Annotated in this window: 24 protein-coding genes; 21 read left to right on the top strand and 3 right to left on the bottom strand. The window is 58.6% G+C overall.

Annotation, left to right across the window (positions count from 1 at the left end; genetic code table 11):
- Positions 1–64 precede the first annotated feature (64 nt).
- The 18 genes from tapM to G5179_RS05625 all read left to right on the top strand — a co-directional run bounded on the left by tapM (position 65) and on the right by G5179_RS05625 (position 17,866).
- Positions 65–1,126 carry a PilM family type IVa pilus assembly protein TapM gene (gene tapM / locus G5179_RS05710; protein WP_302055918.1) on the top strand — a complete coding sequence of 354 codons (1,062 nt, stop codon included), beginning with the start codon at positions 65–67 and terminating at the stop codon, positions 1,124–1,126.
- The gene (gene tapN / locus G5179_RS05705) at positions 1,114–1,692 is read left to right on the top strand and encodes a PilN family type IV pilus biogenesis protein TapN (protein ID WP_216953058.1); all 579 of its coding nucleotides are present in this window, start codon (positions 1,114–1,116) and stop codon (positions 1,690–1,692) included. Before tapM ends, tapN begins: the two co-directional genes overlap by 13 nt.
- Positions 1,689–2,288 carry a PilO family type IV pilus biogenesis protein TapO gene (gene tapO, locus G5179_RS05700; RefSeq protein WP_216953059.1) on the top strand — a complete coding sequence of 200 codons (600 nt, stop codon included), beginning with the start codon at positions 1,689–1,691 and terminating at the stop codon, positions 2,286–2,288. Before tapN ends, tapO begins: the two co-directional genes overlap by 4 nt.
- Positions 2,285–2,818: a pilus assembly protein PilP gene (locus tag G5179_RS05695; RefSeq protein WP_216953060.1), complete on the top strand. Its 534-nt coding sequence runs from the start codon at positions 2,285–2,287 to the stop codon at positions 2,816–2,818. The genes tapO and G5179_RS05695 overlap by 4 nt, the downstream gene beginning before the upstream one ends.
- 16 nt (positions 2,819–2,834) lie before the next feature.
- Entirely contained in the window at positions 2,835–5,048 is a 2,214-nt protein-coding gene (locus G5179_RS05690; protein WP_323912610.1) for a type IV pilus secretin PilQ family protein, read from the top strand.
- A gap of 191 nt (positions 5,049–5,239) precedes the next feature.
- A complete protein-coding gene (gene aroK / locus G5179_RS05685) occupies positions 5,240–5,758 on the top strand; it encodes a shikimate kinase AroK (RefSeq protein ID WP_005347909.1) in 519 nt (172 codons plus the stop codon).
- 14 nt (positions 5,759–5,772) lie between these two features.
- Positions 5,773–6,855 carry a 3-dehydroquinate synthase gene (gene aroB / locus G5179_RS05680; RefSeq protein ID WP_421208787.1) on the top strand — a complete coding sequence of 361 codons (1,083 nt, stop codon included), beginning with the start codon at positions 5,773–5,775 and terminating at the stop codon, positions 6,853–6,855.
- A complete protein-coding gene (locus tag G5179_RS05675; RefSeq protein ID WP_421258029.1) occupies positions 6,845–8,425 on the top strand; it encodes an SPOR domain-containing protein in 1,581 nt (526 codons plus the stop codon). The genes aroB and G5179_RS05675 overlap by 11 nt, the downstream gene beginning before the upstream one ends.
- Positions 8,426–8,495: 70 nt before the next feature.
- Positions 8,496–9,368 carry a Dam family site-specific DNA-(adenine-N6)-methyltransferase gene (locus G5179_RS05670; protein ID WP_005335008.1) on the top strand — a complete coding sequence of 291 codons (873 nt, stop codon included), beginning with the start codon at positions 8,496–8,498 and terminating at the stop codon, positions 9,366–9,368.
- Between the two features lie 190 nt (positions 9,369–9,558).
- Positions 9,559–10,233, top strand: coding sequence for a ribulose-phosphate 3-epimerase (rpe, locus tag G5179_RS05665; protein WP_005335006.1), 675 nt, complete (start codon positions 9,559–9,561; stop codon positions 10,231–10,233).
- Positions 10,220–10,888 (top strand): phosphoglycolate phosphatase, encoded by a 669-nt coding sequence (locus tag G5179_RS05660; RefSeq protein ID WP_227342109.1) that lies wholly within the window; start codon positions 10,220–10,222, stop codon positions 10,886–10,888. Before rpe ends, G5179_RS05660 begins: the two co-directional genes overlap by 14 nt.
- 42 nt (positions 10,889–10,930) lie before the next feature.
- On the top strand, positions 10,931–11,935 hold the full coding sequence (trpS, locus tag G5179_RS05655) for a tryptophan--tRNA ligase (RefSeq protein WP_005362251.1): 1,005 nt from the start codon (positions 10,931–10,933) through the stop codon (positions 11,933–11,935).
- A gap of 117 nt (positions 11,936–12,052) precedes the next feature.
- Positions 12,053–12,268 carry a hypothetical protein gene (locus G5179_RS05650; protein ID WP_216953064.1) on the top strand — a complete coding sequence of 72 codons (216 nt, stop codon included), beginning with the start codon at positions 12,053–12,055 and terminating at the stop codon, positions 12,266–12,268.
- 21 nt (positions 12,269–12,289) lie between these two features.
- Positions 12,290–12,871, top strand: a complete 582-nt coding sequence (locus G5179_RS05645) for an aminodeoxychorismate synthase component II (protein WP_216953065.1) — start codon at positions 12,290–12,292, stop codon at positions 12,869–12,871.
- A gap of 277 nt (positions 12,872–13,148) precedes the next feature.
- Positions 13,149–14,366, top strand: a complete 1,218-nt coding sequence (locus tag G5179_RS05640) for an aspartate aminotransferase family protein (protein ID WP_216953066.1) — start codon at positions 13,149–13,151, stop codon at positions 14,364–14,366.
- 76 nt (positions 14,367–14,442) lie between these two features.
- Positions 14,443–15,462, top strand: a complete 1,020-nt coding sequence (astA, locus tag G5179_RS05635; RefSeq protein ID WP_005334994.1) for an arginine N-succinyltransferase — start codon at positions 14,443–14,445, stop codon at positions 15,460–15,462.
- 72 nt (positions 15,463–15,534) lie between these two features.
- Positions 15,535–17,004, top strand: a complete 1,470-nt coding sequence (gene astD, locus G5179_RS05630) for a succinylglutamate-semialdehyde dehydrogenase (protein WP_216953067.1) — start codon at positions 15,535–15,537, stop codon at positions 17,002–17,004.
- Positions 17,005–17,068: 64 nt separating this feature from the next.
- Positions 17,069–17,866: a DUF1338 domain-containing protein gene (locus tag G5179_RS05625; RefSeq protein ID WP_216953068.1), complete on the top strand. Its 798-nt coding sequence runs from the start codon at positions 17,069–17,071 to the stop codon at positions 17,864–17,866.
- Positions 17,867–17,958: 92 nt separating this feature from the next.
- Here the strand turns inward: G5179_RS05625 and G5179_RS05620 are convergent, their stop codons facing one another.
- Together G5179_RS05620 and G5179_RS05615 are read right to left on the bottom strand one after the other, a co-directional pair.
- Positions 17,959–19,065: an anhydro-N-acetylmuramic acid kinase gene (locus G5179_RS05620; RefSeq protein WP_421258028.1), complete on the bottom strand. Its 1,107-nt coding sequence runs from the start codon at positions 19,063–19,065 to the stop codon at positions 17,959–17,961.
- Positions 19,066–19,188: 123 nt separating this feature from the next.
- The gene (locus G5179_RS05615; protein ID WP_216953070.1) at positions 19,189–20,514 is read right to left on the bottom strand and encodes a peptidoglycan DD-metalloendopeptidase family protein; all 1,326 of its coding nucleotides are present in this window, start codon (positions 20,512–20,514) and stop codon (positions 19,189–19,191) included.
- Between the two features lie 109 nt (positions 20,515–20,623).
- Here G5179_RS05615 and tyrS point away from each other — a divergent pair, with 109 nt between their 5' ends.
- Positions 20,624–21,823 carry a tyrosine--tRNA ligase gene (gene tyrS, locus G5179_RS05610; protein WP_005347884.1) on the top strand — a complete coding sequence of 400 codons (1,200 nt, stop codon included), beginning with the start codon at positions 20,624–20,626 and terminating at the stop codon, positions 21,821–21,823.
- A gap of 9 nt (positions 21,824–21,832) precedes the next feature.
- Here tyrS and G5179_RS05605 read toward each other — a convergent pair whose 3' ends face one another.
- Positions 21,833–22,768 (bottom strand): LysR family transcriptional regulator, encoded by a 936-nt coding sequence (locus tag G5179_RS05605; protein WP_421258027.1) that lies wholly within the window; start codon positions 22,766–22,768, stop codon positions 21,833–21,835.
- A 108-nt stretch (positions 22,769–22,876) separates the two neighbouring features.
- Between G5179_RS05605 and budA the strand changes: the two genes are divergently transcribed.
- The gene (gene budA / locus G5179_RS05600; protein ID WP_005338506.1) at positions 22,877–23,671 is read left to right on the top strand and encodes an acetolactate decarboxylase; all 795 of its coding nucleotides are present in this window, start codon (positions 22,877–22,879) and stop codon (positions 23,669–23,671) included.
- Positions 23,672–23,689: 18 nt separating this feature from the next.
- Positions 23,690–25,360, top strand: a complete 1,671-nt coding sequence (gene alsS / locus G5179_RS05595) for an acetolactate synthase AlsS (RefSeq protein ID WP_421258026.1) — start codon at positions 23,690–23,692, stop codon at positions 25,358–25,360.
- The last annotated feature ends 94 nt before the right edge of the window (positions 25,361–25,454 follow it).

Genomic DNA, 25,454 nt, shown 5'->3' with positions numbered 1-25,454 from the left:
TCATCTGATTAGAGTGTCCTACACTCAATTCAGGTATAAAACCCAATAACGCATGGATGTGTATATGTTTGGGCTATTTAATAAGGGATCCCTCCTCCCCCTGGTGGGCATTGATTTCGGTAGCCAGACCATCAAGGCCGTTACCCTCACTGGTCGTCCCGGCAAGCTGCATATTGAATCTGTTGCCGAGGTCGCCACCCCGAAAGGTACGCTGGTTGATTACCAGCTACAGGATATCGAGCGGGTCAGCCCATCTTTGAAAACCCTCAAGCGCCTTATCTCTGGCCACAGCGATTATGCCGCGACAGCGGTGACCGGCTCCAACGTGATCACCAAGGTCATCCAGATTGATGCTCGCCTTGGTGACAAGGAGCTGGAGAGTCAGGTGCAGCTGGAGGCCGAACAGATCATTCCCTTTCCCCTCGATGAAGTCAGCCTCGATTTTGAGGTGCTGGACACCAGCGCCAGTGAAGATCGTCAGGATGTCCTGCTGAGCGCAGCCCGTACTGAGAGCGTCAATGGCCGGGTCAGCGCTCTCGCTGAGGCTGGCATTGCCGTCAAGGTAGTGGATGTGGGAGCCCATGCCTTGGGGCGGGCCGTTGTGGCCTGTTTGCCCGAGTTGCAGGAGAGTGAGCGACCGATCGGGGTGATCGACATTGGCGCCAGTGCCATGACCTTCGCAGCCTTGGTCAAGGGAGAGGTGATCTACTCGCGCTTGCAGAATTTCGGCGGTGATCAATATAGCCAGGCGCTCTCCTCTTTTTATGGCATGACCCTCGATGAAGCTGAGCAAGCCAAGACCAAAGGCACCTTGCCTGTTGACCATGAGTTGGACGTGTTGATGCCACATATCAACTCGCTGTTGCAACAGGTGCGGCGCAATATCCAGCTGTTTTGTAGCTCGTCAGGTTATCGCGATATAGCCAAACTGGTGTTGACCGGGGGAGGCAGCTTGCTGCCTGGCTTGTTGGTACAGGTAAAAGAGGAAGCCAACTGCGAGGTGTTTCATCCGGATTTGTTCGCCCTGTTTGGCAAACCGAAAGGAGAGGTTGATCTGGTACATGGCGCTAAATATATGACGGCATTCGGGTTGGCTCTGAGGAGTTTTACACCATGTCAAATATAAACCTTCTCCCCTGGCGCGAGGCTCGTGCTCAGCGGCAAAAGAAACAGTTCGGTGCCCTGCTCGGGCTTTTCGTGTTGGTCACTGTCGCACTGAGCCTCTTTGCCAACTGGCTGGTCGAGCGTCAGATTGCCGCCCAGCAGCAGCGTAATCAGCGTCTGGTTCAGGAGATGACCATCCTGGATGCACAACTGGGAGAAATCCGCCTGCTTAAAGAACGTCGCAAGGAGCTGATCGATCGGATGCAACTCATCGAACATCTCCAAATGCGTCGAAATGTGCCCGTTCGTCTTTTCAACCAGCTGCCCTCTCTGGTACCCAATGGGGTTTACCTCAATACCCTCTCGTTGCAGAACAATATTATCGATGTCAACGGCAAGACAGAAGCTTATGGTCGAGTGGCCAGCATGATGCGTCGAATCGATGGTTCCGGCTGGCTGGGACAGTCGAAAATAAGCACCATTTTTGCAGCGGAGGTCGCGCCGGTATCGTTGAGTCAATTCTCGATGATGTTCCTGATTGCCAATAATACCGCTGCTGCCGGGGATATGGCCAAGGAGAGCAAATGAACCTTCAGCAACTCAACGAGCTTGATCTGAATGACATCGCGAGCTGGCCAAAATGGGCGAAAGCTGTCTTTATCCTGCTGTGCTGTGTGTTGACTGGTGGCGCTATTTATTACTACGTGATTGCCAATTCCTTAGGCAATCTGACCAAAGAGAGCGCCAGAGAGACGGAGCTGAAAGGCCAGTTTGAAAGCAAGGCGATGCTGGCAGCCAATTTGGGCGCCTACAAGGCACAAATGATCCAGCTCGAGCAACTGGTCGATACCCAGCTCAAGCAGCTGCCCAATACCCATGAGGTCGCCGGTTTGCTGGACGATATCAGTTTTATTGCCACCGATAATGGCTTGAAACTCAATCGCATCAACTGGGAACCGGAGGTCAAGCACGAGTTTTCTACCGAATTGCCCATGCGGATCGAGGTGGTAGGTAATTATCATCAGATCGGCAAGTTTACGGCAGATATGGCAGCCCTGCCTCGTATCGTCATACTCGACTCCTTTACCTTGAGTCAGAGCAAGGATGAGGGAGACCTGATTGCTATGTCGATGCTGGCCAAAACCTACAAGTACAACGGTAAAACAGTGGAGCAGAAACAATGAGACGCATCTGCTGGTTGTTACCTGCCCTCTTGCTGACGGCCTGTGGTGGTCAGGAGGAGATGGATTCCTATATTGCCGAAACCAAGGCAAGACCCCCTGTACCTATTGAACCCTTACCCCAGTTGAAGCCGTTTTCCCCCATGCACTATCAACAACGCGATCTGCGTAGCCCCTTCATGATGCCGCAACCAGAAGCAAGTGTCGGGCGCGCGAATAGTGCCCAGGTGAAGCCTGATTGCGCACAGGTTATGATGGACAGAGAAAAAGAGGTATTGGAAAACTACTCTCTCGCCAGCTTGTCAATGCACGGCTCCTTGGGAAAGGCCGGGCAGTTGTGGGCCCTGATCAGCACACCTGATGGAAAATCAATACGGGTCGGGCTCAACCAGTATATGGGGCTCGATCAGGGTAGAGTCATCAAGATTACTCCTACGGCAGTGGATTTACTGGAAACCATTCCGGACGGGAAGGGGTGCTGGGTAACAAGAGAAACCCAGTTGGCGATGGCCAATATGCAAGAAAAACAATAATCAGGGACGAACAGCAATGAGAACAACCATAGACAGTGTAACAAAAGTGGCTTTGCTGTTTTGCGCCAGTGCCTTTGGTCAGGCGTGGGCAGTGGCAACCTTGCAAGAGATAAAAGTTAATCCATTGCTGGCAGACCAGTTGCAACTGGAGCTCAGCTTCAGCGAGCCTGTGAGTGGCTTTACCGATCGTCTCTCCTATCAACCTAACCAGCTCCTGTTGCATGTCCCCGGTGCTGTGGGCGCACTCAAGGTGAACCCGCTGCCTATTCAGCGTCAGGGAGTAGACAACATCAAGGTGGAAGGGAAGGGGGCAGGCCTTGATATCAAGATCGCTCTCGATCAGCTGGCTCCCTATCAGGTGCAGCAACAGGGTAATAAATTGCTGGTTTCCCTTGGTGAAGGGACCTCATCAGCTCTGATTAATGGCGAAAGCGCCCTGATTGCACCTGCCGCAACGGCTTCCTCAGCCATGGTGGCCACTCCAGCTCCTTCGGCACTGCTCAATTCTCAGGTTGTTGCCAAGTCAATGCCTGTTGCACCGGTAACCCCTCCTGTTGCGACGCCTGCTGCCAGCAAACCACTGCTCGGCAGCTATCAGAACAGTGGCGGTGGAGCCTATTTCAACTCGGTGACCGGGGTGGATTTTCGTCGTGGCAAGGATGGTCAGGGGGAGTTTCTGGTCACACTTGACAACAGCTCGGCTGCCGTCGATGTGAGCAGCCGCGGTCAAACTGTGCTGGCCAAGTTTCATGGTACTCGCGTGCCTGATGGTTTGCTTAATCTGATCAATGTGCAGGATTTTGCGACACCGGTCTCTCAGGTTGAGGTGTCCCGGCAGGGCAACGATACCCTGTTTGAGCTGTCGGTTAATGGCCAGTTTGATTACCGTTACGATCAGGCTGATAAACTGTTCATTATCGAAGTGAAAAAACGCACGGCGGCATCTGCGTCTTCAAAGCAGTATCAGGGCAAGCCCATCTCATTGAACTTCCAGGATATCCCGGTTAGAACCGTGTTGCAGCTTATCGCTGACTTCAACAACCTCAATCTGGTTACTACCGATTCTGTGGCAGGCAATCTGACACTACGTCTGGATGGCGTGCCCTGGGAGCAGGCGCTCGACATCATTTTAAAAGTGCGCGGTCTGGATAAGCGGCTTGATAACAACATCCTGCTGGTTGCTCCGGCTGAAGAGATTGCGGCACGGGAGAAACAGCAGCTGGAGAGCCGGAATCAGGTGGCTGATTTGGCCCAGTTATATACCGAATATATGCAGATCAACTATGCAAAAGCATCCGAAGTGGCTGCTCTGCTCTCATCCGAGAGTACCAAGTTGCTATCGCCACGTGGCGCGGTGAGTGTGGATGAACGGACCAACGTGCTGGTTGTGAAGGATACGGCTGAGGTTATCAGCAGTATCAAGCGGATGCTGGATATTCTGGATATCCCGGTCAAGCAGGTGGTGATCGAAGCGCGTATGGTGACCATCGATGACGGTTTCGATGAAGCGCTCGGGGTACGTTGGGGAGTGACCAAGAACGATGGTCACGGCAACAGCACTTCAGGCTCTATTGAAGGGAATGATTCGTCCGGTAATAACGACGGTAGTTCAACGATTACCAGACCCTCGGTCGATAATCGGATGAACGTCAATCTGCCGGTGACCAATGCTGCCGGTACCTTGGCATTCCAGGTTGCCCGTCTGGCCGATGGAACCCTGCTTGACCTTGAATTGTCTGCGCTGGAAAAAGAGAGCAAGGCCGAGATTATCGCCAGTCCGCGGGTGACCACTGCGAACCAGAAACCGGCGTTGATCGAACAGGGTACCGAGATCCCCTATGTGGAGTCCTCTTCCAGTGGTGCAACCTCGGTCACCTTCAAGAAGGCGGTACTGAGCTTGAAAGTCACGCCGCAGATCACCCCTGACAACCGGGTGATCCTCGACCTGACCGTGACCCAGGATACCAAGGGCGAAACCGTACCGACCGGTACCGGTGATGCAGTCTCCATCAACGCCCAGTCCATCACGACGCAGGTACTGGTTAACAATGGCGAGACACTGGTGCTGGGCGGCATCTATCAGCAGACTATCAAAAGCGATGTGACCAAGGTGCCCTTGCTGGGTGATATCCCCGGATTGGGCGCCCTGTTCCGCAAGACCACCAGCGAGAACAAAAAGCGTGAACTGCTTATTTTCGTGACCCCCAAGATAGTCACCGACGCCTTCTGAAGGCTTTACATGTGAAGGTAAAACACATATAACCTTACGCCCCAATGAGGCTGGGGCGTAAGGGCTGCGGTTGCCAGTCCCGATATCTATTGAGATAATCCCCCTCCTGATCCATCGCAAGATAAGGTTCATAGGTACCCCGATCCAGTATTTATCGGGGTCGTACGGTTTGTAATTACTAACGAAAAAACATGGCTGAGAAACGCAATATTTTCCTGATAGGTCCCATGGGTGCGGGCAAGAGCACCATAGGTAGACATCTGGCAGAACAACTGCATATGGAGTTTTTCGACTCAGATCATGAGATTGAGCGCCGCAGTGGTGCTGATATCGGCTGGGTGTTTGATGTTGAAGGCGAAGAGGGTTTCCGTATTCGCGAAGAGAAGGTGATCAGCGAATTGTCTGAGCAGCAGGGTATCGTGCTGGCAACCGGTGGTGGAGCCATCAAGAGCCGGGAAACCCGCAACAAGTTGTCTGCTCGTGGCATCGTGGTCTACCTCGAAACCACCATTGAAAAGCAGTTGGCGCGTACACAGCGAGACAAACGCCGTCCTCTGCTACAGACTGAAGAGCCGCCGCGTGAGGTGCTTGAGCGTCTGGCACAAGAGCGCAACGCCCTGTATGAAGAAGTGGCTGACTTTGTTATCCAGACAGATGATCAAAGCGCAAAGATCGTTGCCAATCAGATTGTGAAGCTGATCGGTATGTAATCAAGAGGACGTCCATGGAACGGTTGAAGGTTGAACTGGGTGAGCGCAGCTATCCCATCGAGATAGCTGCCGGTTTGCTACAGCACCCCGAGGTGCTGGCAGCAAGCATCAAGGGCAGGCGGGTGATGATAGTGACCAATACGGTCGTCGCCCCGCTCTATCTTGAGAAAGTGACTTCCCTGCTGGCGGATTTTCAGGTGGAACACCTTGTTCTGCCCGACGGCGAGGCGTACAAGAACCTGGCGACCTTTGAGCAGATCATGTCTGCTCTGCTTGAAACCAACCATGGGCGCGATACGACACTGATCGCTCTGGGGGGCGGCGTGATCGGGGATGTGGTGGGCTTTGCGGCAGCAAGCTATCAACGTGGCATTCCTTTTATCCAGATCCCGACCACTCTGCTCTCCCAGGTTGACTCCTCTGTTGGCGGTAAAACCGCGGTCAACCACCTCCTCGGCAAGAACATGATTGGGGCTTTTTATCAGCCCAAACAAGTTGTTATCGATACCGAATGTCTGAGTACCTTGCCAGCCCGCGAATTTGCCGCAGGGATGGCCGAGGTGATCAAGTACGGCATCATTTGGGATGCTGATTTCTTCAGTTGGCTGGAGCAGAACATGGTGCGTCTGCAACAGCTGGAACCTGCCGCGCTGGCCTACGCCATCAAACGCTGCTGCGAGATCAAAGCCGATGTGGTCGGTCAGGATGAGACCGAGCACGGCGTCCGTGCGCTGCTCAATCTGGGCCACACCTTTGGTCATGCCATCGAGGCCGAGCAGGGGTATGGCAACTGGCTGCACGGTGAAGCAGTGTCCGCCGGCACCATGCTGGCTGCCTGGACTGCGCAGGCACGTGGCGATATGAGCGAAGCGGACGTTGCGCGAGTGCGCGCCCTGCTGCTGGCCGCCAATCTGCCCATTCATGCGCCTGCCGAGATGGATTTCGCCGCCTTTATTCGCCATATGCGCCGTGACAAGAAGGTGCTGGAAGGCAAGCTGCGTCTGGTGTTGCCGGTTGGCATCGGCCATGCGCAGGTGGTGGGGGATGTGTCCGATGCCGAGTTGCTGGCGGTGATCGAGTCTGGTCGTGACGAATAAACTGCTAAAACTTCCTTCCCAGCGGCAGCTGGTTGACCGGCTGCTGCATCTGATTGAATTCAATCACCCTTTCATTTTTCTCTCCGGTAAACCCGGTTGTGGTCGCGGTACCCTGTGCGAATCCCTGCTCGGCGTGTTGCCGGAAAAAGTGCGGGTGGTAAGCCTGATTGGTACGCCTGCCATGAAGATGGTGGATGTGCGCCAGCTGTTGCTGCCACAGGTGGTGGCGCGCCCGCTGTTCAATCCACAGGATGCGCTGGCGGAGAGCTTCTTTCGCATGCTGGAGGGGAGCAAGCCTGCCACCCTGTTGCTACTGATAGAGCGGGCCGACCAGTTGCCGGCCGACCTGCTGGGAGAGTTGTGGGCGATCATCCGTCATAACGATACCCTGGCGGCGCCCCATCAGCTGGCCATTATCGTCTCGGGCAGTGACGTCTGGTGTCGTACCCAACGGCCGCAGCTCAAAGGGCGAGCCATGCCAGCCCTTGAGCTGGAAGTGCCGCCACTGAGCCCGCCGGAGCAGCGCATCTTCTTGTATGAAAAAGCCAAAGAGCTCAAGATCCCGGCGACCCTCTTGCCCAAGCCGCAAGTGGAGGAGATCCTGAAAACGGCGAACGGACATCCGTCCACCATCATGCAGTCACTGGAGGATATCATGACCGACAGAAGGCCCAAGAAGCGTCAGGCGGAGTTGCCCGTCAAGAAGATTGCCACCGCTATCGCGCTGGTCGCTGGCGGCCTGCTGGCGTTGAGCTACCTGCTGCCTGCGCTGTTTGACAATGAAAGCAAACCGGCGCTGCAGGATCCGGCGCAGAACACGGCATTGCCGATCCCGGTAGCGGGAGGCGATCCCCTCACCGCAGGCGGTTCGAATACCGATGCCGCTGCACAAGGCGCGCAAAACCGCGATGCAGCCAACAATCCCAACGGGGTAGTGAAAGATTGGCAGCCGGAGGCGAAAGTGCTTCCCAAATCGGTGGAGAGCGAAACCGTGACCACCGAATCAACCAATTACGAAGGGCGTCGGGTGGTGATCTCTGACGAGGTCGTGCAAAAGCTGATGACCGAACCCAAGGTGAGCGGCGCTCTGCCTACTGACGTGGTGGACGAGCTGACCGGCAAGAACCCGAGTGGCACAGCCCCCAGTGGTGCAATCGCAACCACGGTGCCAGCCAGTACCTCCAAAGTACTGAATCCGGCGACAACCGCAACGCCTGTTGCTACCACCAAAACAGCCAGCAACGAGCCGGTTGCCGCGCCCGCACCCAAAGTGGCCCTGACACCGGTCGCCACCTTGAACAAGAAGCCGCGCAACCACTACAGCGTTCAGCTGATGGGGGCGAGCAACACCAAGGCGGTGGATCAATTTGTCGCCGAGCATAGTCTGGCGGGCAAGGTATGGGTCTATCAGACCAAATTCCGTGGCAGTCCCTGGTATGTGGTGCTGCAAGGAGATTATGCCGGTCTGACCCAGGCCAAGAGTGCCATTCGCAAGCTTCCGCCAGCCTTGCTGAAAGGCCAGCCCTGGCCCAAGTCGTTTGCACAGGTACAAAAAGAGCTGAAGCAATAGCCTTGATACCGGATAAGGGGGTAGAATCGTCCCCCTTTTTGGGTCTTGCCTTCTTACACACCGGATTTCCATGAAAAAAACACGCGCTTTTTTAAAATGGGCCGGGGGAAAATACTCCCTGGTTGAAGAGATTGCCGAGCGCCTGCCGGCCGGGCGTGTGTTGCTGGAGCCCTTCGTCGGGGCCGGGTCTGTGTTTCTCAACACCGACTACGACGCGTATGTGCTCAACGACATCAATCCGGATCTGATCTGCCTGTACAACCACCTCAAGCTGACGCCGGACAGTTTCATTGCCGAGGCGCGCAAGCTGTTTGTGGCAGAGCACAACCACAAGGCGGCCTATTATCGGCTGCGTACCCAGTTCAATCAGACCGAGACCACCTTCGAGCGGGCACTCTTGTTCCTGTTTCTCAACCGTCACGGTTTCAACGGACTGTGCCGCTACAACAAGAAGGGCGGCTTCAACGTGCCGTTCGGTTCCTACAAGAAGCCCTATTTCCCGGAAAAAGAGCTGTGGGCCTTTGCCGAAAAGGCGCAGAAGGCGACCTTTATCTGCGAGAGCTACGCCGACGCCATCAAGCGTGCCGAAGAGGATTGGGTTATCTATTGTGATCCACCCTATGCGCCGCTCTCCACTACGGCGAGCTTCACCACCTATGCCTCCGGCGGGTTTACCCTGGATGATCAGGCGATCCTGGCGCGACTGGCCCGTCACACAGCCGCTCACAAAGGGGTGCCGGTGCTGATCAGCAACCATGATATCGAGCTGACTCGTGAGCTTTATCGCGGTGCCCGCCTCGACGAGATCCTGGTCAAGCGCACCATCAGTCGCAACGGCGGCACCCGCAACAAGGTGGCCGAGTTGCTGGCGCTCTATCCCCCCGGAATCGAACCTGAGCAGGGTTACTATCCCAGCGACAGTGAACTGCTGCCGCTGACGTAACAGACCATGCGGCGCCCAGGGGCGCCGTTTTTTTATGGGCGCGCCTAGGCCCGTGCCGATGCCCCAAAACCTAGGTGGCTGGGGGAGGGGAGGCGATTGCCCCATTTACCCCGCATTCGAGTCGTTTTCGCCCGCCTTTTACGTTAAAATTGCGCCGCTTTTTCTCCCTGGCTGCCAATGGATGATGCTGATGAAAGACTTTCTGATTGCCCCCTCGATCCTCTCTGCCGATTTTGCCCGTCTGGGTGACGATGTAGCCAAGGTACTGGCTGCAGGTGCCGACGTGGTTCACTTCGACGTGATGGACAACCACTATGTCCCCAACCTGACCATTGGCCCCATGGTCTGTCAGGCGCTGCGTGACTACGGTATCGAGGCCCCCATCGACGTGCACCTGATGGTCAAGCCGGTGGATCGCATCATTCCCGATTTTGCCAAGGCCGGTGCTTCCCTCATCACCTTCCATCCGGAAGCGTCCGATCACGTTGATCGCTCTTTGGGCCTGATCAAGGAGATGGGCTGCCAGGCGGGTCTGGTTCTGAATCCTGCTACCTCGCTCTCCTGCCTCGAGTATGTGATGGACAAGCTGGATGTGATCCTGCTGATGTCGGTCAACCCGGGCTTCGGTGGCCAGAGCTTTATCCCCGGCACCCTCGACAAGCTGCGTCAGGTGCGTCGTCTGATCGACGAGAGCGGCCGCGATATCCGCCTCGAGATCGATGGCGGGGTGAAGGTCGACAATATCCGTGAAATCGCCGAAGCGGGCGCCGACATGTTTGTCGCCGGCTCTGCCATTTTCAGCCAGCCTGACTACAAGGCGGTGATCGACAAGATGCGTGCGGAGCTGGCTCATGTCACACGCTGAGCGCGCATTTGATTTGGTGCTGTTCGATCTGGACGGCACCCTGATTGACAGTGCCGCCCAGCTGGCGCTGGCAGTCAATCTGACTCTGGCAGACCTCGGTCTGGCACAGGCTGATGAAGTTGTGATCCGTACCTGGGTCGGCAATGGTGCCGACAAGCTGATCCAGCGGGCGCTCGCCTATCGCGAGGCTGACCCCGAGCTGTTTGCCAAGGCCAGACCGATCTTTTTCCAGCACTACAACGCCTGCCTGCTGCAAGGGCTGGCTATGTATGACGGGGTTGCCCAGAGTCTGCGTCGCCTGCAAACCCTGGGTTACAAGCAGGCGATCGTCACCAACAAGCCGAGTGATTTCGTGGCACCCATCCTCGATGCCCTTGGCATCAGCGATTGTTTCGAACTTTGGCTTGGCGGCAACTGCGTGCCAGTCAAGAAGCCGAGCCCGGAGCCATTGCTGCACGCTTGCCAGGAGTTGGGGGTGAGCCCGGCTCGCACTCTAATGGTGGGCGACTCCGAAAATGACGTGCTGGCGGCCAAGGCGGCCGGCATGAAGGTGGTGGGCCTGACCTACGGTTACAACTATGGCCGCCCCATTGCCGACTCCCATCCAGACTGGGTATTCGAGCAGTTTGCCCAGCTCGATGCACTTTTGGTCTAATAGCGCAGCTGGGCTGGCTGAATAACAAGGATTAACACTCTCATGACTAAACCAATCGTATTGAGCGGGGCGCAACCCTCCGGTCAACTGACCATCGGCAACTACATGGGGGCCCTGCGTCAGTGGGTCAACATGCAGGATGAGTTCGACTGCCTCTACTGCATCGTCGACCTGCACGCCATCACCACTCGTCAGGACCCGGCTGCCCTGCGCAAGGCTTGTCTGGACGCAGCCGCCCTCTATCTAGCGGTCGGTATCGATCCCAAGAAGAGCACTGTCTTCATCCAGTCTCACGTGCCGCAGCACGCCGAGCTGGGCTGGATCCTCAACTGCTATACCCAGATGGGTGAGTTGTCGCGCATGACCCAGTTCAAGGACAAGTCCGCCCGTTTCGAGAACAACGTCAACGTCGGCCTGTTCGGTTATCCGGTGCTGATGGCAGCCGATATCCTGCTCTATCAGGCCAATCAGGTGCCGGTCGGCAACGACCAGAAGCAGCATCTGGAGCTGACCCGCGACATCTGTACCCGTTTCAACAACCTCTATGGTGAAGTGTTCACCATGCCGGAGCCCTTCATTCCGACCGAAGGGGCGCGGGTGATGAGCCTGCAGGATCCGACCAAGAAGATGTCCAAGTCGGATGACAACGAGGCCAACTTCATCGGCCTGCTGGAAGATCCCAAGCAGATCGTCAAGAAGATCAAGCGTGCGGTGACTGACTCCGACGAGCCGGCGGTGGTGCGTTTCGACCCGGAAAACAAACCGGGTGTCTCCAACCTGCTGACCCTGATGTCCGGCGTGACTGGCCGCTCCATCCCCGAGCTGGAGCAGCACTTCGAAGGCAAGATGTATGGTCACCTCAAGACCGAGACCGCCGAAGCCGTGGTTGCGCTGCTGGAACCGATCCAGGCTCGTTTCCACGAGTTGCGTCAGGATGAGGCCCATCTGATTGCGATTCTTGCCGAAGGGGCACAAAAGGCGCGTGAAAGAGCTGAAAAAACCCTGACCAGCGTATATGATGTAGTCGGCTTCGTTCCTCGAGCCTGACATACTGGGAAGGTGTAGTAGAAGAGAGCTGGGTATTTGCCTGGCTTTCTTTATTTTCCCACGTTGTATTTTGTTTAATTCTTTATTTCAACCCGGGTTATATCCCCAAGAGTACGCATGTCTGTTCAACCAAATATTTCGATTGAAGAGCTGAGTGATAAAGGTCACTGGCTGCGCAAGTTCCGCAAGGCGAAAAACCTCAATACCCTGCAATTGATGGTCTCCAATGCCATCGATAAACATCACAAGACTGCTGCCATCGCTGCAGCCATCTATCTGGCCGAGTGTCAGCGTGAACGGGAAATGGAACAGGGTCGTTATCTCGATCGTTAATTCTCCACTGTTGGTTATCTCATGCTGTTGTTGATCGATAACTACGACTCTTTTACCTGGAATCTGGTGCAATATTTCGGCGCCCTGGGACAAGAGGTTGTGGTCAAGCGCAATGATGAACTGACGCTTGATGCCATAGCGCAGCTCTCCCCCCGTTTTCTGGTGATCTCTCCCGGTCCTTGTACACCCAATGAGGCGGGGATCTCTCTCGATGCCATCAGCCACTTCGCCGGCAAGCTACCCATTCTTGGCGTCTGCCTTGGCCACCAGTCGCTGGCGCAGGCGTTTGGTGCCCGCGTGGTTCGCGCGCGTCAGGTGATGCATGGCAAGACCTCCCTGATTCGCCATCGCGGCGAAGGGGTATTCTACGGTCTAAAGGATCCCTTGCGGGTGACCCGTTATCACTCACTGGTGGTGGAGCGCGACACGCTGCCCGACTGCTTCGAGGTCACCGCCTGGAGCGAGCATGCCGATGGCTCGTTTGACGAAATCATGGGATTACGCCATAAGACACTTCCTGTCGAGGGTGTTCAGTTCCATCCGGAGAGTATTTTGAGCGAACAGGGCCATTTGCTGCTGGCCAATTTTCTGTCCTGTTCATAAAAATTTGTGATCACCTTCTCAAGTTTGAAAGAAGGTAAAAAATATTTCTCTGACACTTTATTCAGCCCCCTTCCAGCCCAAATTATCTCTTGCCAAGCCCCCCTGAGTCGTTATGCAATGCGGTTGCCTAAAATCTCAAGGTCAATCGAACATTGTTCCTCATAGGTCGTCTTGTTACAGACTTTTTACTTTATTTCTGTGATAATCCCGTCACGTTTACACGGATTTAACTTTTAGGCGGTGGATTATTCTGTCGCCGAATCTGAAGGAGAGCTATATGTCAGAGTTGTTGGCAGTGACACGTGAAGTGTTTGATGAAGTGATGGTTCCCAACTATGCGCCCGCCAAGATCATCCCGGTGCGTGGTGAAGGGTCACGTGTCTGGGATCAGGAGGGGCGCGAGTATGTCGACTTCGCCGGTGGTATCGCCGTTAACGGCCTGGGTCACTGTCATCCCAAGCTGGTCGAGGCTCTGAAAACCCAGGGCGAGAAGCTGTGGCACCTCTCCAACGTAATGACCAACGAACCGGCCCTGCGTCTGGCCAAGAAGCTGGTCGCGGCCACCTTTGCCGACAAGGTCTACTTTTGCAACTCCGGCGCCGAAGCGAATGAAGCTGCCCTCAAGTTGGCTCGCCGCTACGCCATCGAGAAGTTTGGCGAGCAGAAGACCCAGATCATCGCCTTCAATCAGGGCTTCCACGGTCGTACCTTCTTTACCGTCAGCGTCGGTGGCCAGGCTGCCTACTCCGATGGCTTCGGTCCCAAGCCCGGTGACATTACCCATGTTCCCTACAACGATCTGGCGGCACTAGCCGAGGTGATCTCCGACAACACCTGCGCCGTGGTGATGGAGCCGCTGCAAGGGGAGGGTGGCATTATTCGTCCTACCGACGAGTTTGCCAAAGGGGTGCGCGAGCTGTGCGACAAACACAATGCCCTGCTGGTGTATGACGAAGTGCAGTCAGGGGTCGGCCGGACCGGTGATCTCTATGCCTATATGGGGCTCGGCGTCACGCCGGACATCCTCACCAGCGCCAAGGCGCTGGGGGGCGGTTTCCCCATCGGCGCCATGCTGACCACCGACGAAATCGCTTCTTACCTGAAAGTGGGCACTCACGGCTCTACCTACGGCGGTAACCCGCTGGCCTGTGCGGTCGCCGAGGCAGTGATCGACGTGATCAATACTCCCGAGGTACTGGACGGGGTCAAGCGGCGCGAACAGCTGTTCCGCGATGGGCTTGAGGCGATCAACGCCAAATACCACTGCTTTAGCGAAGTGCGTGGCAAGGGGCTGCTGCTGGGTGCCGCTCTGAGCGAGGACTTCAAGGGGCGTTCCCGCGACTTCCTGCTGGCCTCTATCGATCAGGGGCTGATGGCACTGGTTGCCGGTACCAACGTGGTTCGTTTTGCCCCTTCACTGGTGATCCCGGAAGCGGACATCAAGGAAGGGTTGGCCCGCTTCGAGAAGGCGGTTGCCCAGGTGGTCAACGCCTGATTCCAAATTGAGGTGGGGAGCTCTCCCGGCAGGAGCCGGGCCCCCACCTGTCGTCAATGAAAGGGAGTTGTCATTTATGTTGGTTATCCGTCCCATCGAGCAAAAAGATTTTGCCGGGCTCAAGACCTGCGCCATCGAGTCCGGCACCGGCATGACCTCGTTGCCCGTCAACGATGAGTTGCTGCAGCGCAAGATCGATGCTTCTACCCAGACTTTTTCCGACAAGCCCGCCGGCAAGGGGGACTGCCTCTACTTCTTCGTGGCTGAGGATCTGGAGACCGGCGAGATGGTCGGCACCTGTGCCATCGATGCCGCGGTTGGCCTCTCCCAGCCGTTTTACAACTACCACATCGGCAAAGTGGTGCACTCTTCTCCCAAGCTCGGCATCTACAACGTCGTTGAAACCCTGACTCTCTCCAACGACTACACCGGCAACTCCGAGCTCTGCACCCTGTTCTTGCGCGAATGTGCCCGCGAAGGGCTCAACGGCCGCCTGCTCTCCAAGCACCGCTTTCTGTTTATGGCCGAGCACCCCGAGCTGTTTGACGAGACCGTCTTCGCCGAAATGCGCGGCGTCTCCGATGCCAACGGTCACAGCCCCTTCTACGAGTGGCTGCAAACCCACTTCTTCTCGATGGATTTTCCCACCGTCGACTATCTGACCGGCATCGGCAAGAAGCGTTTTATCGCCGAACTGATGCCCAAGTACCCCATCTACGTCAATTTGCTGAGCAAAGAGGCGCGGGCCGTTATCGGTCAGACCCACGAGAAGACTCGCCCGGCCATCAAGATGCTGCAGGACGAGGGCTTCGTGAACCGTGGCTACGTCGATATTTTCGATGCGGGCCCCACCGTCGAGTGCGACGTGAAGAATATCCGCAGCGTGCGCCGCAGCAAGAAACTGCGGGTGCTGGTGGGCGAGCCCATCGGTGGCAAGACCCACCTTATCTGCAACAGCCGTTTCGAGCATTACCGCGCCTGCTACGGCAATATCCGGGTCGATCTCGACAAGCACGAAGCCATCATCCCGCCCAAGATGGCGGCGGCACTCAAGGTACAGGATGGCGACATGGTGCGGGTGGTCGACCTCGACTGAGACAAACAGGACAAGCAAACCGATTATCAGGCAGGCAGCCGAGGCTGCCTGCCAGCGACAGGGAGTGAATGGATGAGCCAGTTAGTGCAATTTATCGACGGTCAGTGGCTTGCCGGTGAAGGCAAGCCGTTCGAGTCAACCGATCCGGCCAAGAACGAGGTGATCTGGCAGGGGGCTGCCGCCAGTGCGGCGCAAGGGGATGCTGCCGTCAAGGCCGCCCGTGCCGCCTTCTACAACTGGGCGGATATGAGCCTTGAAGATCGTCTGGCCATAGTGCGCCGTTATGCCGACCTGCTCGGCGAGCAGAAAGAGGCGCTGGCCCTGACCATCGCCCGCGAAACCGGCAAACCGTTGTGGGAGACCCGCACTGAAGTAGCCGCCATGCAGGGCAAGATTGCCATCTCCATTCGTGCCCACGACGAGCGCACCGGCACCGTTGAAAATGCCATGCCGGGCGCCAAAGCGTTTGTCCGTCACAAGCCCCACGGCGTGGTGGCTGTGTTCGGCCCCTACAACTTCCCGGGCCATCTGCCCAACGGCCATATAGTCCCGGCCCTGATCGCGGGTAACGCCGTGGTGTTCAAACCCTCCGAGCTGACCCCCATGGTGGCCGAGGCCATGGTCAAGGTGTGGCAGCAGGCCGGATTGCCCAAGGGGGTGCTCAATCTGGTGCAAGGGGAGGTCGAGACCGGCAAGGCGCTGGCGGGCAATCCCGATATCGACGGCCTCTTCTTTACCGGCTCCTCCCGCACCGGCCATTTCCTCCATCAACAGTTTGCCGGCCAGCCGGGCAAAATTCTGGCGCTGGAGATGGGCGGTAACAACCCGCTGATCGTGAAAGATGTGAGCGACATCGACGGCGCCGTCCATGCCATTGTCCAGTCGGCGTTCATCACTTCCGGTCAGCGCTGCACCTGCTCCCGTCGCCTGTTTGTCGAGCGCGGTGAGCGTGGCGATGCGCTGGTCAAACGACTGGTCGAGGTGGTAGGCAAGATCAAGGTCGGCCTCTACGACGCCGCCGAACAGCCGTTTATGGGGGCAATGATCAGCGAGAAAGCTGCGATTGGCATGGTCGAGGCACAAGCCAACCTGCAACAGCTGGGCGGCGAGAGCCTGCAGGTGCTTGAGCACCTGAAAGCGGGCACCGGCTTTGTCTCCCCGGGCATCATCGACGTGACCTCAGTGAGCGCGCTGCCGGACGAAGAGTACTTCGGCCCGCTACTGCAACTCATTCGTTACGATGATTTCGATGCCGCTATCGATCAGGGCAACGCTACCCGCTACGGCCTCTCGGCCGGTCTGCTGGGTGACAAGGAGGCGGACTGGAATCACTTCTTCAAGCGGATCCGCGCTGGCATCGTCAACTGGAACAAGCCCATCACCGGTGCCTCCAGTGCTGCGCCGTTTGGCGGTATCGGCGCTTCCGGCAACCACAGGGCGAGCGCCTACTACGCTGCTGACTACTGTGCTTATCCGGTTGCGTCGGTCGAAGACAGCAAGGCCGCTATGCCGGAGCAGCTCTCGCCGGGCCTCTTCTTCTAAACGGACAACTACAAGGGGCACCCATCGGGGCCCCGTTTCGTACCCGCAATCAAAGGAAAGATAGATGCAAAAGGATATCGACACTCTGTTCAGCCATCTGTGGGACAACTACATCAAGGTGACTCCGAGTGCCCTCAAGGTGCACACCCTGCTGGGTGGCGGCGAGCCCATCGTCAACGATCACGTGGCGTTTCGTACCTATAACCTGCCAAAGCTGGGGCTGGAGAAGCTGGCCGCCCACTTCCTGGCGCTCGGTTACGAGCAGAAGGGCGAGTACGTCTTCAAGGCCAAGAAGCTCTACGCCAAGCACTTTGAGCACAAAGATCCGGACGCTCCCAAGGTGTTTATCAGTGAGCTGAAGGTCGAAGAACTCTCCGCAGGCGCACAGGCCATTATCCATAAGCTGGCGGATCAGGTGCCCGATCATCTGACCGATACCCCGGCATTTCTCTACACCGGTGCCCCCTGGCAGGTCTCCTATGCCGATTATCAGACTCTGCTGGCGGAGAGTGAGTACGCGGCCTGGATGGCGGCATGGGGCTATCGTGCCAACCACTTCACGGTCAATATCAACAAGTTGAAGGATTTTGACACCATCCATCAGGTCAATGCGGCGCTCAAGACGGCGGGTTTCGTGCTCAACAGCGTGGGTGGCGAGGTGAAAGGGGACCCGCAGGTGATGCTGGAGCAATCCTCCACCATGGCCGACAAAGCAGAGGTGCCGTTCAGCGATGGGGTGCGTACCATCCCGAGCTGCTTCTACGAGTTTGCCCTGCGCTACCCGCAGCCTGATGGCGTGCTCTATCCGGGCTTTGTCGAAGCGTCCGCCGACAAAATTTTTGAATCCACCAATGCCATGTAACAACGGGTGTTGGCCAAAGTGCCACTGTTCATGATGTGACATGACGACAGCCCCATATCGGGGCTGTCGTCATTTGCATATCTGGGGGATATCTAGGGTGCGGGGTAGAGAGCACCCAGCACAGCCGGACGGCTGGCGCCGGTGACGGCGGGCAGGTTGCCGGGTTTGTGCTTGATAAAGCGCTCCGCCAGCCAGGCAAAGGCTGCGCCTTCCATCCAGTCGGGCGCAATGCCAAGTTCGGCAGTGCTGGCGATGCGCCATGCGGGCAGCAGGCTGGCCAATTCGCTCAGCAGCGGGGCGTTATGGGCGCCGCCGCCGCAGACAAACAGCTCGGGACGGGTTTGCGCCTCATTCGGGGCAGGCAGCTGGCGGGCGATGCTGTGGCAGGTGAGCGCCTGCAGAGTGCGCTGCACATCCGCCGCAGCATAGGGGTGGCCAGCCAGCTCGCCATCGAGCCACGCCAGGGTGAACATCTCCCGCCCGGTGCTCTTGGGGGCGGGGGCGGCGAAATAGGGGTGAGCCAGCAGCTTCTCTAGCAGGGCCGGGATTGGCTTGCCGCTGGCCGCCCACTGGCCGCCGGCATCGTAACCGGTCCCCTTGGGGTGATGGCGGCGATACCAGCCGTCGAGCAGGGTGTTGGCCGGGCCGGTATCGAAGCCATAGACCCCGTTGGCATGGCCCGGCAGCACCGAGATATTGGCGATGCCGCCGAGGTTCAGCACCACCCGCAATGCACCGGGGCGGGCAAAGAAGGCCTGATGGAAGGCGGGCACCAGCGGGGCCCCCTGACCGCCGAGGGCCATGTCCATGGTGCGAAAGTCGGCGATGACATCGATGCCGGTCAGCGCCGCCAGCAGGGCCGCGTTGCCGATCTGCAGGGTGAAGCCAAGCTGGGGGCGGTGGCGGATGGTCTGGCCGTGGCTGCCGATGGCGCGAATATCGGCGGGCGTGAGGCCCGTCTTGGCCAGCAGGGCGTGGGTGGCGGCGGCAAATTCGCGCGCCACCAGATTGTCGGCCACCCCCATGCGATCGATCTCGTTGTCGCTAGGGGTACAGAGCTCATGCAGCTCGTGGGCGGTGGGCCAGGGGTGGCTGAGGGCCGCCTCGACCCGCAGTTGATCCCCGTCGATCACCACCAGCACGGCGTCAATACCGTCCATGCTGGTGCCTGACATCAATCCGATATAGCGTTCAGCCATTGGCTCTCCTCACTCGCTGGTCGGGATAGTCCGCTTCCCGACACCGATGCAGCATGGCGCCGAGCCATGCGCAGGCAAAATAAAAAGGGCTGGCGGGGCTGCTACCCCGCCAGCCCTGATGGCTTAGTTGCCGCGGCTATCCCGCTTGTTCTGGGCCAGCTGCAGCTCGGGGCTGTCGAGCTTGGCCAGTTGCGGCATCGCCAGCTTTTTGAAGTTGGCCAGCTCGCGTCCGCTCAGGGTCTCTGCCTGCGGCAGGGTGAGGGTGCGCGGGTTCTTGTGAATGCCGCCCACCACGAACTCGTAGTGCAGGTGCGGGCCGGTGACGCGACCGGTGCCACCCAGAGTGCCGATGGTCTGCCCCTGCTTCACCCGCTGTCCCTTGTTGACGGTGCGTTTGGAGAGGTGCAGGTACTTGGTCACATAGTTGCCGGCATGCTTGATAAAGACGTAGTTGCCGTTGAACTGGTTGTAACCGGCGGCCACCACGCTGCCTGAGCCCGCCGCCATGATGGGGGTGCCCACTGGCGCCACATAGTCGATGCCGTTGTGGGGGCGGATCTTGCCGGTCACCGGATGGAGGCGGCGCGGGTTGAAGTTGGAGCTGATGTATTTGAAGTTGACCGGCGCACGCAGGAAGCTCTTGCGCATGGCTTTGCCTTCCGGGGTGTAGTAGTTGCCATCTTCATTGAGCACGGCGCGGTAGGCCGTGCCCTGGTTGACGAACTCGGCGGCCAGAATATCGCCGGAGGCGACCCGCTCGTCGTCGCGGAACTTGTCTTCATAGACCACCCGGAAGCTGTCCCCCGGCTGCAAGTCCTGGGCAAAGTCGATGTCCCAGCCGAAGATGGCGGCCAAGTCCATGATCTGATCTTCGGTCATCCCCGCATCCACCGCCGCGCCCCAGAAGCTGGAGCGGATCTCGCCCTTGCTCACCTGTTCGCGGGTGTCGAGGGCGATCTTGACGTTGCGGGCGACAAAGGTCTCCTCCTTGCGGCTCACCTTGAGCGCCTGCTCCAGACTGTGGGGGTAATAGAGGCTGTGCAGCTCGCCGTTCTCGGTGAGCTTGAAGGTGAGCTCCTGCCCCGGTTGCAGCATCCGCAGGGGATCGCTGCCCTCGAGCTGGTCGATCAGGTGCAGATCCGTGGTGCTCAGGCCAATGCGCTGGAAGATCACCCCCATGTTGTCGCCACGGCGCACCTTCACCTGCTTGGTGATATAGCGCGGCTTGGGCGGGGTAACGGGCTGGGCGGCCTCGGCTGGCAGCTCGTTGTTTAGCGCGTTGTCGTTGGCCGGTTCCCGCAGGGCAATTTCGTTGCCGTTTTCATCGACTCGTGTTGCCACCGCCTGCTCGCTTGGCCAGGCAGCCAGCATCATGATCATGATGCTCAAGATCAGCACCATCTTGCGGTGCCAGTGGGGGAGTGCGTTGAAGGCGTGCCAAATAACCATGAGAAGCAGATGAAGTCGGGCAGAATGGACGGATTTTACAGCCTTTCCAATTGGCCCGCCATTCCAGTAATATGTTTGGCCCTGTGGAATCGTGATGGAGAGTCAAAAAATGTCCCAGCTCGAGGTGGCGCTAGCCGAGATCAAGCGCGGAGCGGAAGAAATTCTGGTTGAAGAAGAACTTGTCGCCAAGTTGAAGGAAGGGCGCCCGCTGCGCATCAAGTTGGGCATGGACCCGACCGCCCCTGACATTCACCTGGGTCATACCGTGATCCTCAACAAGCTGAAGACCTTCCAGGATCTGGGCCATGAAGTGATCCTGCTGATCGGTGACTTCACTGCCATGGTGGGTGACCCCTCCGGCAAGAACGCTACCCGTCCGCCGCTCTCCGAAGAGGCTATCAAGCATAACGCCCTCACCTATGCCGAGCAGGCGTTCAAGATCCTCGACCCCGCCAAGACCCGCATCGAGTACAACTCGACCTGGCTGAGCGAGCTGGGTGCGACTGGCATGATCAAGCTGGCGGCCAAGCAGACCGTGGCCCGCATGATGGAGCGCGACGACTTCAAAAAGCGCTACACCGGCGGCCAATCCATCGCGATTCACGAATTCCTCTATCCGCTGCTGCAAGGCTATGACTCGGTCGCGCTGAAGGCGGACGTTGAGCTGGGCGGTACCGACCAGAAGTTCAACCTGCTGATGGGCCGCGAGCTGCAAAAAGATGCCGGCATGGCGACCCAGTGCGTGCTGATGATGCCGCTGCTGGTTGGTCTGGATGGCGTCAAGAAGATGTCCAAGTCCGCAGGCAACTACATCGGCGTTCACGACGCTCCGGGCGAGATGTTCGGCAAGATCATGTCCATCACCGACGATCTGATGTGGAACTACTACGAGCTGCTCTCCTTCCGCCCGCTGGCTGAAATTGAAGAGTTCAAGGCAGGCATCGCTGCCGGTACCCTCAACCCGCGCGATGTGAAGATCTGGCTGGCCAAAGAGATCATCGCCCGTTATCACGACGAAGCGGCGGCTGAAGCGGCCCACGAAGATTTCACCCAGCGTTTCTCCAAGAACGCCATTCCGGACGAGATGCCGGAAATCGAGCTGGCTCTGGAAGGCGAAGGTCTGGCCATCGCCAACCTGCTGAAAGAGGCCGATCTGGTGGCCACCACCTCCGAAGCGCTGCGGATGATCAAGCAGGGCGCGGTCAAGGTGGATGGCGAGAAGCTGGAAGATGGCAAGGCACTCATCGGTGCCGGTACCGCCGTCTATCAGGTCGGCAAGCGCAAGTTTGCCCGCGTGACTGTCAAATAAGCAGTCGCATCAGGCCGGTTCAAGCTTGTTTAACAGGGCCTCCTTCGGGAGGTCTTGTCGTATCTGGGCTGCACGGATCTGGGCGATAAAGTGCCGCAACACGGCACTGCTTGGGTGTGGCCGTGTCGCCAGACTGATACTGGTCATCATGCCGTTGCCGGCGATGGGGTGATAACTGACCCCGAGCGGGCGCAGCGCCGCCACCGAGCTGGGCACCAGAGTCACGCCAAAGCCCGCCTGCACCATGCCGACGGTAGAGATCACCTGCGGGCATTCGGGCCCCAGTATCGGCTCGAAGCCGGCCTCCCGGCAGAGACCCACGATGCCGTCATAGAGCCCGGGCCCGATGGCGTGGGGAAACAGAATAAAACTCTCATCCTTCAGGCTGGCCAGTGACAAGGGGCCCGGCTTGGCTTTGGGGTGGCTGGTCGGCAGGGCGATCAGCAGCGGCTCCTGCTCGATAAGGTGATGGGCAAAGCCCTCGCTACCCCGGCAGGGCAGCCGCAAGATGGCGGCGTCCAGCCGATCGTTGCGCAGCGCCTCCACCAGTGCCGGCATGGTGCCCTCCTGCGGGCTGAGGGCCACCTCGGGGTAGCGCTCCCGATAGTCGTGCAGCAGGGTCAGCACCGCGGGGTGGAGCACGGTGGACCCGGCAAAGCCGATCCGCAGCGCCCCCTGCTCGCCCCGGGCAATCCGTTTCACCTTAAGTTTTGCCGCATCGGCCAGCGCCAGGATCTGCGCCGCATCCCGATAGAGGCTTTCGCCCGCCTCGGTCAGCTCGACACTGCGGGTCAAACGGCGCAGCAGCGGGGTGCCCAGGGTCTCTTCCAGCTTGCGGATCTGCTGGCTCAGCGGCGGCTGGGCCATGTTGAGTGATTCGGCTGCGCGGGTGAAATTCTGCTTTTCAACAACGGCCATGAAGTAGCGGAGCGTACGAAGTTCCATATCGATTGAGTCTCAAAGTCATGGGATCAGCGTATTGGTGTTGAAATGTGAACCAAGTCACCATTGGATCCGAACGCTAACAGGATTCACGGTGGAGGTGAAACCCGAATGGAACATATTGCAACATCTGACAGTGCCGGGTGCAGCTGTGCCCTCGAAGTGAGCCAGCAGTTTTCCCGCTGGCGCAGGCAGCATGACGGTGGTGAGATCTACCAGAGTTCCCTGATGAGCGCCCTGCTGGCAGGGGTCTACGAAGGGGAGACCACCATGAGCGAGCTGCTGCGCCACGGCGACTTTGGCCTTGGCACCTTCAATCACCTCGATGGCGAGCTGATCGCCTTCGAGCGCCAGATCCACCAGTTGCGCTCCGATGGCTCGGCCCGTCCTGCCCGCGCCGATCAGAAGACCCCCTTCGCGGTGATGACCCATTTTCGCCCCTGTCTGGAGCGTCGCTTCGACCACCCCCTGAGCCGTGACGAGATCCACCAGTGGGTGGATCGGCTGGTGGGATCCGACAACGTCTTCGTCGCCCTGCGCCTCGACGGCCAGTTTGAAACGGCCAAGGTACGTACCGTGCCGCGTCAGGAGCCGCCCTATCGCCCCATGCTGGAGGCCATCGAGCAGCAGCCGCTGTTCCGTTTTGCCGCGGTGGCGGGAACCCTGGTGGGATTTCGCTGCCCGCCGTTCGTGCAGGGGGTCAATGTGGCGGGCTTTCACGAGCATATGATCACCGCCGATCGCAAGGGGGGCGGTCATCTGCTCGACTACACCATGGCCCACGGCACCCTGCGACTTTCTGTGGTGCGTCACCTCAATCTGGCCCTGCCATCGGATCCCGCTTTCCGGCAGGCCGACCTCAACCCCGCCGATCTCGATCGCGCCATTCAGGCCGCCGAAGGCTGATAGACAAGGAGCAATATCATGGAAAACAGACAGTGGAAGTGCGGTGCCGAGCTGGTGGTTCGTCATCTGGAGGCGCAAGGGGTCAAGCAGGTGTTCGGGATCCCGGGGGCCAAGATTGACCGGGTGTTCGATGCGCTGGAGGACTTCCCCATCGAGACCATAGTGGTACGCCACGAGGCGAATGCCGCCTTTATGGCGGCCGCCGTGGGGCGCCTGACCGGCAAGGCGGGGGTGGCGCTGGTCACCTCGGGCCCCGGCTGCTCCAACCTCATTACCGGGTTGGCGACTGCCACCTCGGAGGGGGACCCCATGGTGGCGCTGGGCGGCGCCGTGCGCCGTGCCGATGGTCTCAAGCTCACCCACCAGAGCATGGATACGGTCAACCTCTGCCGTCCGGTCACCAAGTTCAGCGCCCAGGTCAACAGCGGGACGGCAATTTCGGAAGTGATGGCCAACGCCTTTCGCGCCGCCGAGCTGGGACGGCCGGGGGCGGCGTTTGTCAGCCTCCCGATGGACATCATCAACAAGCCGGTGCAGGGCAATGTGCTGGTGCCCCGGGAGGTGCCGGAGCCGGGCTGCGCCGACGAACAGAATATGGAGCAGGCATTGACCCTGCTGCGCAACGCCGAGAATCCGGTGGTACTGCTCGGCCTGATGGCGAGCCGGCCGGAAAATGCCGAGGCAGTGCGCGCCTTCCTCGACAAGGCGCGGCTGCCGGTGACCGGTACCTATCAGGCGGCCGGGGTGGTGGACAGTTGCCACTTCGATGACTTTGCCGGACGGGTGGGGCTCTTTAACAACCAGCCGGGGGATCAGCTGCTGGCAGGGGCCGATCTGGTGATCTGCATCGGCTACAGCCCCATCGAGTACGACCCCGTGTTGTGGAATGGCGACCGGGAGCGGCGCATCCTCCATATCGACGTGCTGCCTGCCGATATCGACAGCAGCTACTGCCCGACCGCCGAGCTGGTGGGGTCGATCCGCGCCAACCTGTTGCAGCTGACCCGCATCATGGGCAATCCGAAAATCCGCCCCCCCGAGGTGGATCGGCTGCTGCAAGGGGTTCGCCAGCAGCGGCTGCGACTGGCGATGCGGGCCGACGATCTGCACGGCAATCCGGTTCACCCCTTGCGTATCGTGCGCGAGCTGCAGGATCTGGTACGCGACGACATGACCCTCTGCGTCGACATGGGCAGCTTCCATATCTGGATTGCCCGCTACCTCTACAGCTTCCGCGCTCGTCAGGTGTTGATCTCCAACGGTCAGCAGACCATGGGGGTGGCACTGCCGTGGGCCATCGGTGCGGCGCTGGTGCGGCCGGGTGAGAAGGTGATCTCGGTATCGGGGGATGGCAGCTTTATGCAGTCGAGCATGGAGCTGGAGACGGCGGTGCGGCTCAAGAGCAATATCGTTCACATCATCTGGGTCGATAACGGCTACAACATGGTCGCGATGCAGGAGCAGCAGAAGTATTGCCGCACCTCCGGCGTATCTTTTGGCCCCATCGACTTCAAACGCTATGCCGAATCGTTCGGGGCGGCCGGTTTCGCGGTGCGTTCGGCCGATGAGCTGCGCGCCACCCTGCGGGCCGCACTGGCGGTGGAGGGGCCTGCTGTGGTGGCGATCCCGGTGGATTACTCCGACAACCCGGGGCTGATGGCCCAGCTCAGGCCAGAAGTATTGGCATAGTGTGGGCAGCAGTGCTGGCCTGAATCCTCGTGTAAGGGCAGGCAGACCAGCCCATATAGCAGAAACCGGCATCAATGGATGCCGGTTTTTTATT

The sequence above is a fragment of the Aeromonas sp. 600886 genome, assembly GCF_049174935.1.
Taxonomy (GTDB): Bacteria; Pseudomonadota; Gammaproteobacteria; order Enterobacterales; family Aeromonadaceae; genus Aeromonas; species Aeromonas veronii_A.
The sequence above is the reverse complement of the archived record's forward strand: the minus strand, read 5'-3'. Positions and strand labels throughout refer to the sequence as shown.

Bases quoted from the DNA above. Each gene is read 5' to 3' on its own strand.
- tapM (WP_302055918.1), top strand. From the start codon at position 65: ATGTTTGGGCTATTTAATAAGGGATCCCTCCTCCCCCTGGTGGGCATT.
- tapN (WP_216953058.1), top strand. From the start codon at position 1,114: ATGTCAAATATAAACCTTCTCCCCTGGCGCGAGGCTCGTGCTCAGCGG.
- tapO (WP_216953059.1), top strand. From the start codon at position 1,689: ATGAACCTTCAGCAACTCAACGAGCTTGATCTGAATGACATCGCGAGC.
- G5179_RS05695 (WP_216953060.1), top strand. From the start codon at position 2,285: ATGAGACGCATCTGCTGGTTGTTACCTGCCCTCTTGCTGACGGCCTGT.
- G5179_RS05690 (WP_323912610.1), top strand. From the start codon at position 2,835: ATGAGAACAACCATAGACAGTGTAACAAAAGTGGCTTTGCTGTTTTGC.
- aroK (WP_005347909.1), top strand. From the start codon at position 5,240: ATGGCTGAGAAACGCAATATTTTCCTGATAGGTCCCATGGGTGCGGGC.
- aroB (WP_421208787.1), top strand. From the start codon at position 5,773: ATGGAACGGTTGAAGGTTGAACTGGGTGAGCGCAGCTATCCCATCGAG.
- G5179_RS05670 (WP_005335008.1), top strand. From the start codon at position 8,496: ATGAAAAAAACACGCGCTTTTTTAAAATGGGCCGGGGGAAAATACTCC.
- rpe (WP_005335006.1), top strand. From the start codon at position 9,559: ATGAAAGACTTTCTGATTGCCCCCTCGATCCTCTCTGCCGATTTTGCC.
- G5179_RS05660 (WP_227342109.1), top strand. From the start codon at position 10,220: ATGTCACACGCTGAGCGCGCATTTGATTTGGTGCTGTTCGATCTGGAC.
- trpS (WP_005362251.1), top strand. From the start codon at position 10,931: ATGACTAAACCAATCGTATTGAGCGGGGCGCAACCCTCCGGTCAACTG.
- G5179_RS05650 (WP_216953064.1), top strand. From the start codon at position 12,053: ATGTCTGTTCAACCAAATATTTCGATTGAAGAGCTGAGTGATAAAGGT.
- G5179_RS05645 (WP_216953065.1), top strand. From the start codon at position 12,290: ATGCTGTTGTTGATCGATAACTACGACTCTTTTACCTGGAATCTGGTG.
- G5179_RS05640 (WP_216953066.1), top strand. From the start codon at position 13,149: ATGTCAGAGTTGTTGGCAGTGACACGTGAAGTGTTTGATGAAGTGATG.
- astA (WP_005334994.1), top strand. From the start codon at position 14,443: ATGTTGGTTATCCGTCCCATCGAGCAAAAAGATTTTGCCGGGCTCAAG.
- astD (WP_216953067.1), top strand. From the start codon at position 15,535: ATGAGCCAGTTAGTGCAATTTATCGACGGTCAGTGGCTTGCCGGTGAA.
- G5179_RS05625 (WP_216953068.1), top strand. From the start codon at position 17,069: ATGCAAAAGGATATCGACACTCTGTTCAGCCATCTGTGGGACAACTAC.
- G5179_RS05620 (WP_421258028.1), bottom strand. From the start codon at position 19,065: ATGGCTGAACGCTATATCGGATTGATGTCAGGCACCAGCATGGACGGT.
- G5179_RS05615 (WP_216953070.1), bottom strand. From the start codon at position 20,514: ATGGTTATTTGGCACGCCTTCAACGCACTCCCCCACTGGCACCGCAAG.
- tyrS (WP_005347884.1), top strand. From the start codon at position 20,624: ATGTCCCAGCTCGAGGTGGCGCTAGCCGAGATCAAGCGCGGAGCGGAA.
- G5179_RS05605 (WP_421258027.1), bottom strand. From the start codon at position 22,768: ATGGAACTTCGTACGCTCCGCTACTTCATGGCCGTTGTTGAAAAGCAG.
- budA (WP_005338506.1), top strand. From the start codon at position 22,877: ATGGAACATATTGCAACATCTGACAGTGCCGGGTGCAGCTGTGCCCTC.
- alsS (WP_421258026.1), top strand. From the start codon at position 23,690: ATGGAAAACAGACAGTGGAAGTGCGGTGCCGAGCTGGTGGTTCGTCAT.